This window comes from Bradyrhizobium sp. BR 1433 (assembly GCF_051547665.1).
GTDB classification, from domain to species: Bacteria; Pseudomonadota; Alphaproteobacteria; order Rhizobiales; family Xanthobacteraceae; genus Bradyrhizobium; species Bradyrhizobium australafricanum.
The window spans coordinates 7,466,371-7,479,437 of record NZ_JBPUGG010000001.1 but is presented as its reverse complement, the minus strand read 5'-3'; the positions used below and the strand labels follow the sequence as shown (position 1 = coordinate 7,479,437).

10 protein-coding genes and 2 pseudogenes are annotated in these 13,067 nt (G+C 59.7%); 5 read left to right on the top strand and 7 right to left on the bottom strand.

Features of this window, described 5'->3' with window-relative positions; all coding sequences use genetic code 11:
- Positions 1 to 33: 33 nt before the first annotated feature.
- The gene (locus tag ACSKB9_RS36080; protein WP_283090039.1) at positions 34 to 348 is read left to right on the top strand and encodes a hypothetical protein; all 315 of its coding nucleotides are present in this window, start codon (positions 34 to 36) and stop codon (positions 346 to 348) included.
- Positions 349 to 361: 13 nt separating this feature from the next.
- Here the strand turns inward: ACSKB9_RS36080 and ACSKB9_RS36075 are convergent, their stop codons facing one another.
- The 5 genes and pseudogenes from ACSKB9_RS36075 to ACSKB9_RS36055 form a co-directional block, all read right to left on the bottom strand.
- Complete coding sequence (locus tag ACSKB9_RS36075) at positions 362 to 1,219, bottom strand: SDR family oxidoreductase (RefSeq protein ID WP_411781353.1); 858 nt, start codon at positions 1,217 to 1,219, stop codon at positions 362 to 364.
- 11 nt (positions 1,220 to 1,230) lie between these two features.
- Positions 1,231 to 1,527, bottom strand: a complete 297-nt coding sequence (locus ACSKB9_RS36070; RefSeq protein ID WP_438079127.1) for a hypothetical protein — start codon at positions 1,525 to 1,527, stop codon at positions 1,231 to 1,233.
- 98 nt (positions 1,528 to 1,625) lie between these two features.
- Positions 1,626 to 4,149: pseudogene (locus ACSKB9_RS36065) on the bottom strand (excinuclease ABC subunit A).
- A 536-nt stretch (positions 4,150 to 4,685) separates the two neighbouring features.
- The gene (locus ACSKB9_RS36060; RefSeq protein WP_438079125.1) at positions 4,686 to 5,957 is read right to left on the bottom strand and encodes a DUF892 family protein; all 1,272 of its coding nucleotides are present in this window, start codon (positions 5,955 to 5,957) and stop codon (positions 4,686 to 4,688) included.
- Positions 5,958 to 6,123: 166 nt separating this feature from the next.
- Positions 6,124 to 7,613, bottom strand: a pseudogene (locus ACSKB9_RS36055) (FAD-dependent oxidoreductase); the annotation flags it as partial.
- A 161-nt stretch (positions 7,614 to 7,774) separates the two neighbouring features.
- Here ACSKB9_RS36055 and ACSKB9_RS36050 point away from each other — a divergent pair.
- Together ACSKB9_RS36050 and ACSKB9_RS36045 are read left to right on the top strand one after the other, a co-directional pair.
- Positions 7,775 to 8,290: a YciE/YciF ferroxidase family protein gene (locus tag ACSKB9_RS36050; protein WP_411781355.1), complete on the top strand. Its 516-nt coding sequence runs from the start codon at positions 7,775 to 7,777 to the stop codon at positions 8,288 to 8,290.
- A gap of 73 nt (positions 8,291 to 8,363) precedes the next feature.
- The gene (locus ACSKB9_RS36045) at positions 8,364 to 8,816 is read left to right on the top strand and encodes an inorganic diphosphatase (RefSeq protein ID WP_438079123.1); all 453 of its coding nucleotides are present in this window, start codon (positions 8,364 to 8,366) and stop codon (positions 8,814 to 8,816) included.
- A gap of 89 nt (positions 8,817 to 8,905) precedes the next feature.
- On the opposite strand, the gene ACSKB9_RS36040 is transcribed toward ACSKB9_RS36045, so the two are convergent.
- Both ACSKB9_RS36040 and ACSKB9_RS36035 read right to left on the bottom strand, forming a co-directional pair.
- Positions 8,906 to 10,306: a carbohydrate porin gene (locus ACSKB9_RS36040; protein WP_438079121.1), complete on the bottom strand. Its 1,401-nt coding sequence runs from the start codon at positions 10,304 to 10,306 to the stop codon at positions 8,906 to 8,908.
- A 208-nt stretch (positions 10,307 to 10,514) separates the two neighbouring features.
- Positions 10,515 to 10,760: an isochorismatase family protein gene (locus tag ACSKB9_RS36035; protein ID WP_283090030.1), complete on the bottom strand. Its 246-nt coding sequence runs from the start codon at positions 10,758 to 10,760 to the stop codon at positions 10,515 to 10,517.
- A gap of 439 nt (positions 10,761 to 11,199) precedes the next feature.
- Here ACSKB9_RS36035 and ACSKB9_RS36030 point away from each other — a divergent pair, with 439 nt between their 5' ends.
- Both ACSKB9_RS36030 and ACSKB9_RS36025 read left to right on the top strand, forming a co-directional pair.
- Entirely contained in the window at positions 11,200 to 11,802 is a 603-nt protein-coding gene (locus ACSKB9_RS36030) for a CarD family transcriptional regulator (protein WP_283090029.1), read from the top strand.
- Between the two features lie 1,103 nt (positions 11,803 to 12,905).
- Positions 12,906 to 13,046 (top strand): hypothetical protein, encoded by a 141-nt coding sequence (locus ACSKB9_RS36025; protein WP_438079118.1) that lies wholly within the window; start codon positions 12,906 to 12,908, stop codon positions 13,044 to 13,046.
- Positions 13,047 to 13,067: the final 21 nt, after the last annotated feature.

The following is a 13,067-nucleotide window of genomic DNA, read 5'->3' as shown; positions in this document are numbered from 1 at the left end:
GAGCTCCGCGAGCAGAGCCCATACGAGCATGTTATGCAGTTTGCGAACACCCCGCGGGCCTTGCGCGCTCGCGTTGCGTCGGACATGAAACTGGACGGCCTCCCCCGCCAGAAGGTATTGGCGACAATCGTGAGCCTGCTCGAGAAGACGCGCATTTGTGTCGGCAACGCAGAATACGCGGAGAAGAACAAGTCCTGCGAGCTGACGACGATGCGGCGGAGGCACGTGAGGATCGGGCGAGGCGTACTAGGCTTCGACTTCATCGGCAAGTCCAGCAAAGCAATGGACGCTGCAGATAGAAGACAGGCGCACCTCGGCCATCGTGAAGCGCTGCGCCGGGATGCTTGATGCCGGCCATATCTCAGATGAAGGGCTTGCCCCCGGTCACCGCGACGGTCGTGCCCGACGTATAGCTGGACAGAGGATCGGCGAGCATCACGTAGGCTGTGGCGAGCTCCGCCGGCTGGCCAGCCCGCTTCAGCGGCACCTGCTTGCCAAAGTTCTTTACGGCGTCCTCTGGCATCGTAGAAGGAATGAGCGGGGTCCAAATCGGACCGGGCGCCACGGCATTCACCCGAATGCCCCTGTCCGCCAACATCTGGGCGAGGCCGCCGGTAAAGTTCTGGATCGCGCCCTTCGTCGTCGCGTAGGCAAGCAGGATCGGGTTCGGCATGTCGGAATTCACCGATGCCGTATTGATGATTGCGGCTCCGGGCTTCATGTGTGGGACCGCGGCCTTGGCGAGGTAAAACATCGCATGGATGTTCACCTCGAAGGTCATGCGCCATTCATCGTCGCTGATCTCGCCGATGTCAGCGAAGGTCGCCTGATGCGCGGCGTTGTTGACGAGAATGTCGACGCCGCCAAGTTCCCGAACGGCGCGGCTGACGACGGCGCGGCAATGATCGGCCGAGCGGAGGTCGCCCTCGACACGGATGGCTCTGCGCCCTTCCTTCTCGATCAGCGCCACAACCTCCTTCGCGTCGTCGCTCTCGTCGAGGTAGGCGATCAGGATATCTGCGCCCTCGCGGGCGAACGCGATGGCGACCGCGCGCCCGATGCCACTGTCGCCGCCGGTAATGATGGCACGCCTACCTTGAAGCCGTCCCGCGCCCTTGTAGCTGGTCTCACCGTGATCCGGACGCGGATCCATCTTCTTGGTCGAGCCCGGCATGGGCTGTCGCTGGCTTGGGAATGGCGGCTTGGGATAATCGGGCATAGTCCTCGCCTTCACTTCGTCTGGACGGCCTTAGCGCCTGCGGATGTCAGCGCGTCCGCGACGCGCTTCGGATCGTCGCCATGGAAGTTCGACGGACACTTCGATCGGGCCTTCGAGCTTCCCGCCCTGCTCCGCCTCGGCGCTGTCTTCACGACAACACCGGCCGGTCGATCGCCTGACGTGTTGTCGGCGCCCGCCGGCTGTACGAACACGTAGGTCCTCTGGACGCCGCATTCCTGCACCACGTGCTCAACCGCGAGCTCCGCCGCGCGGCGGGTATCGAATTCGGCGATCGGAGTGCGTTCCATGCGTGTCTTTTTCCGGCGTACGATGGCAAACAACCAATCGGGCGCACCGCTGTTCCTACGGAGCTAGGCCCCCGTCGCAGTGAAGTTCCGCCAATAAGTCAGAGGGCCCGCTTCAAATATTCTGCTGTCCGGCTCCCGGAGGCAGCAACTCGATCCGGCGGTCCGCACGCCACGATGCGGCCTCCTCTGTTTCCGGCGCCAGGGCCGACGTCTACGATCCAGTCGCTCTCCGCTGCAACCGACATATCATGCTCGATCAGAACGACGGTGTTTCCCGCCTCGACGAGGCCTTGCAGCTGACTACCGAGCTTTGCGACGTCGGAGGGATGCAGTCCAGTTGTCGGCTCGTCGAGCACGTATAATGTACCGCCCCGATGAGCGCGTTGGAGCTCGGTGGCAAGTTTGACGCGTTGCGCCTCTCCTCCTGAAAGTTCGGTGGCCGACTGACCGAGCCTAATGTAACCAAGCCCAACCTCGCGCAGAACGCCCAGAGAGCGAGAAAGAACGTCATCGTCTCCAAAGAACTCAAAAGCCGCGTCGACGGTCATCGCCAGCACGTCGGCGATCGACTTGTGCCGTATCTTGATCTCGAGCGTCTTCGCGTTATAGCGAGCGCCCCTGCAGGTCGGACACGGAGCATAGACGCTCGGAAGGAACAGCAGCTCCACGCACACGTAGCCTTCGCCTTCGCAGGTTTCGCAACGGCCCTTGGCCACGTTAAAGGAAAATCTGCCCGCGTCGTAGCGCCTGGCACGCGCCTGCTTCGTCCCGGCGAAAAGCTTTCGCACGTGATCGAGCAAGCCGGTGTAGGTCGCCAAATTGGACCTCGGGGTCCGCCCGATCGGCTTCTGATCGACCACGACGAGCCGCTTGACGTGGTCCAACCCTTCCGTGATCTCCCCACTCAGCGTTCTCACCGTCTCCTGCAATTCAACTTCTTCCGGATCGGTCTCGCGGCGCTGACCCAGCGTCTCCGCGATCGCCTCGACGAGAAACTGGCTGATGAGAGTGGACTTGCCCGAGCCCGAGACGCCAGTCACGCAGGTAAGGACGCCGAGAGGAAGATCGGCATTGAGACAGTTCAGGTTATTCCGCGTCACGTTCCGCAGCTTCAGCCAGCCGCTCGGCCGACGGACTTTGCGTTGCGGTTTTGCGGCGTCTTCGAACAGATAGCGGCGTGTTTGGGAAGCCTCCACTTCTGCCAAACCGGCAAGGCACCCGCTGTAGAGGATTCGACCGCCCCGGTCTCCCGCAGCGGGTCCGACGTCGACGATCCAGTCGGCCTCGCGCACCACGTCCAATTCGTGCTCAACGACAAAAAGCGAGTTTCCCGATGCCTTCAGGCGTCCGAGCGCCCGCAGGAGCGCTTCGGTGTCCGCCGGATGCAAGCCCGCAGAGGGTTCGTCCAGCACGTAGACGACCCGAACAGGTTCGATCGGACTTGCGTCGCGAGCCGCAAGCGCTGCAGTTCGCCCGGCGATAACGTCGGCGTGTTGCGCTCCAAGGTCAGATAGCCGAGGCCGAGATCAAGCAGAACTTCGAGACGCTCGACGAGATCCTCGACGATTCTCTGAACGACAAGCACCTTTTCTGAATGACCGTCGGTTTCGTCCCGTTTGCTTCCGTCGATGTATGGTTTGATGAGCTCGTCGAGCTTTCCCAACGGCAGGCGAGACATCTCGGCGATGTCCATTCCCGCGAATTTGACCGAAAGTGCTTGCGGCTTTAGCCGCTTCCCGTCGCAGACCGGGCAATCGTCGCTCGACAGAAACTCCGCTACACGCCGCTTCATCATTGCGCTCTGCGTAGTGGCATATGTCTGGAGTACGTATCGGCGAGCGCCGGTGAAGGTGCCCATATAGCTTGGCTCCTCCTTGCGCTTCAGGGCTTTTCGCGTTTCGGCTGCGGTGTACCCCGCATACACAGGTACGGTCGGCTGCTCGTCCGTAAAGAAATCCAGTCACGATCCTTCTTCGTAAGCTCGCGCCACGGCCTGTCGACGTCGTACCCCAAGGTGACAAGAATGTCCCGAAGGTTCTGGCCCTGCCAGGCGGAAGGCCAGGCCGCGATGGCGCGCTGGCGGATCGTCAGAGTGTCGTCGGGTACCAGACTTCGTTCGATGACCTGATGAACTCGCCCGATGCCGTGGCAGTTCGGACAGGCGCCTTCCGGCGTGTTAGGCGAGAAGGACTCCGCGTAAAGCAAGGGCTGCCCGCGCGGGTATCTTCCAGCCCGCGAATACAGCATGCGCAGGAGGTTGGACAGGGTAGTGACGCTTCCGACCGACGACCTGGTCGTCGGAGAACCGCGCTGCTGCTGAAGGGCTACCGCCGGCGGCAATCCCTCGATCGTGTCGACGTCGGGCACCTGCATCTGATGGAATAGGCGACGTGCGTAAGGTGAGACGGATTCGAGGTAACGGCGTTGAGCCTCTGCGTATAGCGTCCCGAACGCTAGGGAGGACTTGCCGGATCCGGACACCCCTGTGAAGACCACGAGCTTATTGCGCGGGATGTCGAGCGAAACGTTCCGGAGGTTATGCTCCCGCGCTCCGCGGACGCGGACGAAAGCGTCGGCCGTCTCGGAAGTCAGTTCTTCACTTGTTTCGGCTTTCCCGTCCATAGGGAGGTAAAAGCCCGGCCGCATCGCGTGGTTCCCGAGGGACACCAACTGCACTGCACCTCTCCCTCGGCGTCATACCCGCGTGATGGCGATACCAACAGGAGAATTTACAAACCGAATGGCTCTCATTGTCCTTCCGGTCGGGGAACATCCCGGACCATTGCGGCCGGCCGGATCGCCAGGGTGCGTCAAGGAACCACGAAGGAATACGCTTGTAGCGTCTGATAGTGCTGCAAAGTCGTCGACACGGAAAACGCGCGACGCGGCATGCACTCCGAGACCTCGCACGTTTGCATCTGGAACTACTAAAACCAGCCCAGCTCGAAGCCGACGATGCGCGCTTGCTCGCGGGAAGACCGACAAAGAAGGTGGCCAGTGATATTTTGCCATGGTCGTCTTCAACGAAATACACGTCCTCTTCGTCATGGACAGGAAGGATTGCCGACATCTCAGCGCCTCCAGCTGAACAGCAAGCGCTGGCGACTGACGCTAGCAGCGCTTGCGGCAGTTAACGCAGCAGTGCCGCCTTTGGTCCACTATTCGGTCTGTTCAACGGCGGCCGGCATCTTCGCGACTGACATCAACGATCGGGCGACCTGGTTGAGCAACTGGTCAGCGTTTTCCTCTTCCGCGAGTGATTTCGACAACAGGCTAACAATGGCGCTATGGCGAAGCTGCTGAGCAAGGTTGCGCGCGGTCGTGTAGCCAGCAATCTCGTAATGCTCGACGCGCTGGGCCGCGCCGATCAGAGCAAGGTCAGCCGCGGCATCTTCCTTTTTCTCACCCTCGTCCATGATTTCTTGACCTTCTTCGACAAGGCCTGTCATTCCCTTGCAAGGCTTGGCGCGGCCGGGCTTGCCGAGCAACTCAAAGCATTCGTTTATCCGCTCGATCTGCGTTTCGGTCTCGCCGAGATGCTGTTCGAACAGCTCGCGCAATTGATCGAAACGCGCCGCTTCCGCCATCTTGGGAAGCGCCTTCGTCAATTGCTTCTCGGCGTGCAAGATATCGCGGAGTTCGTCGACCAGCAGATCGCCAAGGCTGGCCTCGTCAACCGGCGATGAGCTTTCGGTGACGATAGCTGACGCGGGCCCGGGTTCGCCGGCCTGGATGGCTGGCGATTCCGTGAAAACCCATTCCCCGCCCTCGTTCCAGGCCCCGCGCGTATCGATCTCGCCGTGATCGCCCGTGCCCGTGGAGTCGTTGAAGAACTGATCGACAAGGCCGGGCGTAGGCGCGAGACGGCCGATGCTGAAGGCCGGCTTGCTCATGCTTTCGAGCGCGAGCGAAAAAGCCTTCATGTGGGTGATTTCGCGGGTCATCAGGAATTGCAGCGCATCCTTGGTGCCGGCGTCGTCGCAGAAGTTGATGAGACGTTCGTAAACGATCTTGGCCCGCGCCTCGGCGGCGATATTGCTGCGCAGATCAACGTCAAGTTCCCCGGTGATCTTCAGATAATCGGCGGTCCAGGCGTTACCTTGCGAGTTGAAGAGGTTCACCCCACCCCCACCCGCGATCACGATCAGCGGATCGGCCTCCGCCGCCTGGCGGTCGAATTTTGCTGGCTTGAGATGCATGCGCGCCAGTGTACCGACGACCTCCAGATGGCTCAGCTCCTCGGTGCCGATATCCATCAGAAGGTCCTTGCGATCGGGGTCTTCGCAATTGAGGCCCTGTATCGAATATTGCATGGCGGCCGCGAGCTCGCCGTTGGCGCCACCAAATTGTTCAAGAAGCATATTGCCAAAGCGGGGGTCCGGCTCATCGACACGGACCGTGAACATAAGCTTCTTGACATGGTGATACATCGGAGGCCTCGGGCTGCAGGAAGATCTAATCCCGAACGGACAGGCGCTGTGGTTGTTCCTATCGCTGTCCAGTGACGAAAGTCCCACACCAAGAGACGTTGCAAAAGCATATCCTCTCGCTGCAGACCGGCCTCACGCCCTCGCTCGGCAGATTTTTAGGCCTCCACGGGTCCAAGGCGGACACGGCCGGCGCATTGATGGGCTGCCCGTTTGGCGCAAAGATCGAGCCATGGCACGGGCAGTCGCAGCAACTCTCAAAACTGTTCCAGTGCAGATGACAGCCAATATGGGTGCAACTGGCCGAGTGAAGATGCAGCTCGCCACCCATGTCCTTGTAAGCAGCAATCTTTTCGAGACCTTGACGCAGGATGGCACCCTCGCCCCGCCCAAGCTCTTCGAGCGAAGCGATTTCGCCGGGCGCCACATACTCGGCGAGGTTCTGCAGAATCGTCATATTCTCGCGCAAGAAATTCCTGGCCGCCGCGAGCGATTTGCGATCGGCGTATAGACCGGCTTCCACGGATGATCTTCGCCCATAATGAGGGACGCGTTTAGCATCGCACCCATCCCTCCATGGGTCAGACCCTGGCCTGAATCGCCCATCGCGAGGTAGATGCGCCCGCTACCGGGCTCGCAGCCGATAAAGCCGGCATAATCGATCGTATCGAGAACTTGGCCCGACCAACGATGGGTGATACGGCCAAGGGCCGGGATCAATTCGCGTGCCCAGCTTTCCAGCCGTGCAAAGCGCTGCTCGGCGTCATTGGCCTCGCCGCTCTTATGGTCTTCGCCGCCGACAAGAACACAGTCATGATCGCCGGCGCCCGTTTGCAGCCGCACATAATGGTAAGGATCTTCCGTATCCCAATAAAGCGCGTCGGCAAGTTCACCCCGCGCGACGGCAAAAGCGAGCACGTAGGTACGGTAAGGAGCGACTTTGGTATGGAGTTGAAAGCGATCGGCGATAGATGCGTTGGTCGCGATCACGGCGTGTCCGGCAGTGATCTGTCCTTGGGCGGTTCGCAGCGTAATGCCGCCGTCCCGCTCCGGACGTCTTCGACTGGACTATTGGCAAAGAAGCGCACGCCGCCGGCCTCGCAAACGGCGGCAAGACCCGCGAGATATTTGAGAGGATGGAATTTAGCCTGGCGCGGATACCGGAGCACAGGCCGGTGCTTGCAGCCTTTGAGCGGGACGCCAACCAGCCGATGGACGGGCGCGCCAACCTCGCGCACCGCGTCCAGTTCCTCATCGAAGATGTCGGCCGGCATGCCGTTGCCCTGGAACAGATAGCCGTCCAGGCGACGAAAGTCGTAAGCGATCTTCTCTCTTCTGGATCTGCTCGATGCGGTCGACGGCGGCGGCCTGACTTTCGTAGAAAAGCTTCGCGTTCTCAGCACCGCGCAGTTTTCTGAACTCGCTCATCAGATCGTCGCAAAGCGGCGCTAAGTGCACCGACGTGCGCGCTGTCATACCACTTGCGATACCTTTACGGTCAATGACAATGACAGATTGACCGCGCTTCATCAGTTCATAGGCCGTCGAGACCCCGGCAATACCGGAGCCGACGACGGCCACATCGCACTGCACCTCGCCCTTGAGCGTGGGCGCCCCGGGCCGGACCTCGGTCTCCATCCAGAGCGAGCTACTGACCATCCTGGACTCCATGCAAAGAGACAAAATACCGCCTACTTACGCGGGTTCCTGCAAGCGTGGGTAGCCCTTCGCCGCAGTGATCGCGCGGCCGGAAGCAGCGACAGCCAGGAACAAAGCTCTGCTGCCGCCGTTCCATCGCATTGAATTCGAGGAGGGACGCCATGGGAATATTCACGAAAGACATCAAGACGATGGATGACCTGCTGCTGCATAGTTTGCAGGACATTTATTACGCGGAGCAGCAGATCACCAAGGCCTTGCCGAAAATGATCGACAAAGCGACCAACCGTGATCTGGCAACAGGACTCAAGAACCATCTCGAGGAGACCAATAAGCAAATCGAGCGTCTCGAGAAGGTCTTCGAGAAACTCGGCCAATCGCCAAGCGGCACGCAATGTCCGGCTATCGACGGTATCATCAAGGAAGCCGATGAGACCGCCGGCGAGATCGAGGACAAGACGGTGCTCGATGCGGCGATCGTCGCCAACGCTCAGGCCGTCGAACATTACGAGATCTGCCGCTACGGCACGCTGATCGCTTGGGCGGAACAGCTCGGCCGCGACGATATCGTGCGTTTTCTGACGACGAACCTCAACGAGGAGAAGGTGGCTAACACCAAGCTCAACACAGTTGCGCTGCGCAAGGGCGTCAACAAAAAGGCCTCGACCGTCGCCTGATCCGGCGGGCCTGACGGATCAATTTTCTGTCGGACCGCTTGCTCCTTTCGAGGCCCAATCGATCGACGGCACCATGACCAATCTAACCAAACTGCCGAGCTGGGCCGACGACGGCAATATCTTTGCCGTGGTCGAGACGCCGCGCGGCAGTACCTGCAAGCTCGATTTCGACCCCAAGCTTGGCGTTTTTTCCCTGGCAAAGCCGCTGATGGCGGGTCTGACCTATCCTTACGATTGGGGTTTTATTCCCTCGACCAAAGCCGAGAATGGAGACCCCCTGGATGTGCTGATCCTGCATGATGCGCAGACTTATCCGGGGGTCGTGCTGCGCTGCCGTCCCATCGGCATTCTCGAAGTCGAGCAGAAGAGAAAGCGCAAGACCGAGCGAAACGACCGCATTTTTGCAGTACCTGACCGGTCGCCGCTCGAGACGGATCTCAAGGACATCCGTAATCTCCGTTCCCGTGCGCGCGATGATCTTGAGCAGTTTTTTCGGCGACGAACGCGCTGGAGAACAAGGACCTGAAATTTCTCGGCTGGCACGGGCCGAACCGGGCGACCAAAACCATCAAACGGCTCGCCCGTTAACCCACGGTCCTTACAGAGGGGGGCGGACTAGAACTTCAGGGTCGTTCGCAAGCCAAGCACCGTTGCATTGTGAAGAACCTTGCCGGGCATCGCGCTGGAAGGGCTGGTGGCACCTCCGCCAGGGTGGATGATGTATTGAAGACTGGGCTGCAACGTCCAGCCGTCCTTGATCTGATATTGATACGCGGCTGTAAAAAGCCCCTCGAAACTCCGCACCGGCCAGACAGGATCGACCAATGTGCGGTAATCCACATCGAGCGCCTGTGCGCGTTTCGACACATGCGCATAGCCGGCCGCGATCCCGAACTTGTCGTCGGGACGGTGATCGTCGAGCCCGATGAATTCGATGCCGGCGTCGGCGTAGCGATCGATCAGATTACGGTCTGCTGGTGCACCCGAGACGCGCGCAAAAATGCCGATGCCGCGATCATCGCTTTTCGGTACACGATAGATCTTCTGCTCAAACACCATCCAGCCGCCGATATCGCCGGACAGGAGAAAGGGTTCGCCGGTGCTGGTTGGGGAGGCAAGCGAGACACCATTGGATGCCAATCTCTGATCGGCGAAAGACCCAAAATGTCGCCAGCCGCCGAATTTGATTTGGCCGGCAAGATTTGGATCGCCCTTTCTGTTGTTCCACGCATACTGGATCTGACCGAGCAGGAGGGGTGGATCGTTGACGCGAAAGTTGAGGCCATATCGGTTGCGCTCTTGCGGATCACCGGGGCCAGGTCCAGCCTGGTCGCCATCGAAGATGCCGCCAAGAACAGACAACTGGTCGGTGAAGTTGACGAGAAGACGGGCTCCCATCGCGGCCAATGGCGGCGATGGACCGCCGCTCGGCAGATCCAGCGAGGTGATCGCTGGCCAACCCATCGAGGCGTTTGTCAACACGTCGGTGTATTTCGTGTTGAAGAACTCGCTGTCGGCCGCGAGTTGTCCGACTTTTAGCGAGACTTTCTTGTTGTCCCACCGCTTTTCGAAATAGGCCTCATAGAGACGGGTGGATGGCAACGCCTCGATGCCGCTGACCACGAAATAATTCTGCAAACTGCCGCGCGACAGGCCGCCGCCATGGATCTGGAACATGTTGGCATGGAATGTTAGTTGGTCGAGACCGGCGAGCTTTTGCAGGTCCAGATCAACGGCAAGGTTCAGGCGCCCTTCATAGACAGACCCCTGTTTCAATCCGCCGGATGGATTGCCCAACGTTTCGCCGATATAGGTGGCTGCAAACTTGACGCCGTACTTTTGCAAAGGATTAGGGAGAAGACCAAGCGTCTTTTCCTCCACGGTGCTTTCGCCCGTGTCGGGGTCGGACGGCTTATCCTCGTCGGTCTTCTTGTCCTCCTGGGCGGCCGCTGTCCCCGCCGCAAGCAACGTGGCGGCGAGAAGTAGTTCTCCAAGGCGCCTCCTGGTACGTCTCACAGTTTCGATCCTGAGCGGCGGGATGCAAGCGTATCGAGCCATGTGGTCGCTTTGAATTCAAGTCCACTGAGCTGCGGAGCGATATTGCCGTGAATCACCTAACCTAGGTTAACGACGAAACGAAAAGTTCCCGTCGGAATCGGGTGGGCGGTCATCGACCGACCAACGCAACGGAGCCACCTCGATCTTCGAGCTGAGGCGTCCTGGTCTAGAGATTGAGCAGCGCGGCACGGCTTTCATCGGAGCAGCTGCAGAGCCATTCCAGCATCACGCGATAGCCACGATCAACCGTAGCCAACGCGGTTGCCAACGCAAAGACGTCCGTCTCACCGCCGGCAACGATCAGCGTGTCTACCTGACGCTCATTCAGGAAGGAATGCAGCCTCCCATTCCCGCGCGCCAGATCGAAAAGCGAGCCCGGGTCACCCGCCATCGTGACAAAGACATCACACAAACGAGACGTCCAACCTCAGCCACATCCTCGCGTAAAGACCGTTGCGGTACAGCAGACAATTCCTGACAGCGCACGCGCGCGCATGCCGGTGCATTGGCCTCATATGTTCGCAATTTATTCCCGACGATCTTCGATTCGTGTGGCAGTGAAAGTTCACTGTGTCTCCCATTCGCACGCCAGGTTTGTCAGACACTTGCCTGCAAGCATGGCAACTGCTGGATTCGTAGGCTGTGAACACGTTGCCAAGAAGCCACGTCATCGAACGGAATGGACATTGGCGGCGTCATTATCGTGGCGGCGCTCGCGCTCCCAGCTTATTGGTGAGGAATAATTGGGGCGACTATCTTTGAGCCCCGCCAGTTTGTTTCTAATAAGTTCATTGATCAGCGCCAGAACTGGCGGCAAGCCAATTCGAGATGTTATTGGAGCTAGTTACGAAATGAATTTTGACAATCGATCCAGGACTAACCATTCAGTCCCCACGCATTCAGCTACGACTTCTGCCGATCCAGCGAATGAAGGCCAGTGCAGTGAAACGCGCTTTGGATTCAAAGCAACTGACTCGATCGTTTACCCTGCACACGGTGTCGGACAAATCGTTGCGCTCGAAGAGCAGACGGTGGCCGGCGTTCGTCTCGAGTTCTTTGTCATCTACTTCGCAAAGAGCAAGATGACGCTACGCGTTCCAACGAGCAAAGCGACAAACACCGGTATGCGTCACCTATCCGATCCGGGCTCCATCCAGCACATACGACGAATCCTGGGTCAACCACCTCATAAGGGACGGGGCAATTGGCCTCGACTTGCTCAACAGTACGAAATCAAGATCAATTCGGGTGATATTGTCGCCATTGCTGAAGTGATGCGCGACCTCCACCGACGCGCTAACAGCCCAGACCAGAGCTACGCCGAACGGCGACTCTACACGGCGGCGGTTGATCGCTTGTCCGAAGAAGTTGCTCTTGTAAGCGGCATGACCGAAGAAGAAGCCGGGAAAGAGCTGGAAAGCCTGATGACAGCCGAGGCCAGGCGCAGCGCCTAGTCGGGCCTTCGGACAGTCGCGGCTTTGCTTCCATCGAAAACGGCCGCGCGCGGTCAGGCGCGAGGCCAAAATTTCCGCAATGTGCCGGGCCACTTTCGCGTGGCCCCGGCGCGAATCTCGATTCGGCCGCTTGCGAGAAGATGCCTCCACCCTGGGAATCGCTGGATGCATCGACCAGATCTTGCGGCTTAACCGTCCTCAGCAAGGAACGCAGCCAGTCGGTCGCGGCTAGCGACTGCTTGGCAGCTTCTGCCATGTCGACCTTCTTCCTGTCCGCCAAGCTGGCCGCTTCCTCGCTCACGCCTTCGCAGACTGCCTCCAGAATACGCGCCTTGGTGACGCGTCGGCCGCCAGTAGCCCATCATATCGACGGACACGGCCTCCGCGAGCCGATCCGGGGTAGCAAGTGCCAGAGCGAGCCGAGCGGAGGGGATCGCCCCCGGCGTGATACCAAATTCGAGCCGCCCGAACGAACCAAGGGATGAAGCGTCGCGGCGGGTTCGAGTCAGTGGAGCGTTACCGCCTTTCCCCACACCCGGAAAACCTTCGGTACCTTCTGCAATCAAATCGGCCGCTATGCCACGCGGGCCAAGTTAAGCTGACGCCGCGCGTGTGTGCCCTCGACAGTCAACATACCAGTGAGGAACCCTGCCACAATCAAACTGACCCACTGCCGCCGCCTGACATCGTCATGGGCCGCAAGAAGAAGAGCCGTTCCCTCGAGAGGAACTTAGATACGGCATGAGGTCTATTGAGGCGTTGTTGAAATCGATCCGGTGAGCCGGAACGGTCGCGCGCTCCCGTCATTAACGCGAGCAGGAAGCCGTCCAAAGAGTATTCGCGGCTGGAACGTCACTAAGCGTTGGCTGCCGACGCTGCCCCTGATCGACATTCGCGGCAACAACTTAGCACGCTTGCAGATAGCTATCGCGTGCTCGCCGAAAGCGCTCGCCTTCTAGAGCAATCTGGCAAGGTCGTGAACCGGATGGTCGAGCGGAAGGAGTAACGCCGCGCCCTGGCCGCCCTTTAACCTAGCTAAATGCAAGATTGGTCAGGGGGCCTACCGTAGACCATCGCCAAAGGCCTGACGGGTCACCGTCGGAATGACCAAGCCACCACTGATTATTCTCGACGTATCGAACCCCGCTGCGTTTTCGGGAACAGACAGCATCATCATTCTGGAATACACAGACGAGGATACCCGCCATGAGGGCTGCCCGGAAGTTGCCGGCCTCGCAGAATAGGTATCAAATTCATCCGGGTCG

What these genes read in the sequence shown, in the direction of transcription:
- ACSKB9_RS36075 (WP_411781353.1), bottom strand. Translation starts at nt 1,219, where the DNA reads ATGCCCGATTATCCCAAGCCGCCATTCCCAAGCCAGCGACAGCCCATG.
- ACSKB9_RS36070 (WP_438079127.1), bottom strand. Translation starts at nt 1,527, where the DNA reads ATGGAACGCACTCCGATCGCCGAATTCGATACCCGCCGCGCGGCGGAG.
- ACSKB9_RS36050 (WP_411781355.1), top strand. Translation starts at nt 7,775, where the DNA reads ATGGGAATATTCACGAAAGACATCAAGACGATGGATGACCTGCTGCTG.
- ACSKB9_RS36045 (WP_438079123.1), top strand. Translation starts at nt 8,364, where the DNA reads ATGACCAATCTAACCAAACTGCCGAGCTGGGCCGACGACGGCAATATC.
- ACSKB9_RS36060 (WP_438079125.1), bottom strand. Translation starts at nt 5,957, where the DNA reads ATGTATCACCATGTCAAGAAGCTTATGTTCACGGTCCGTGTCGATGAG.
- ACSKB9_RS36030 (WP_283090029.1), top strand. Translation starts at nt 11,200, where the DNA reads ATGAATTTTGACAATCGATCCAGGACTAACCATTCAGTCCCCACGCAT.
- ACSKB9_RS36080 (WP_283090039.1), top strand. Translation starts at nt 34, where the DNA reads ATGCAGTTTGCGAACACCCCGCGGGCCTTGCGCGCTCGCGTTGCGTCG.
- ACSKB9_RS36025 (WP_438079118.1), top strand. Translation starts at nt 12,906, where the DNA reads ATGACCAAGCCACCACTGATTATTCTCGACGTATCGAACCCCGCTGCG.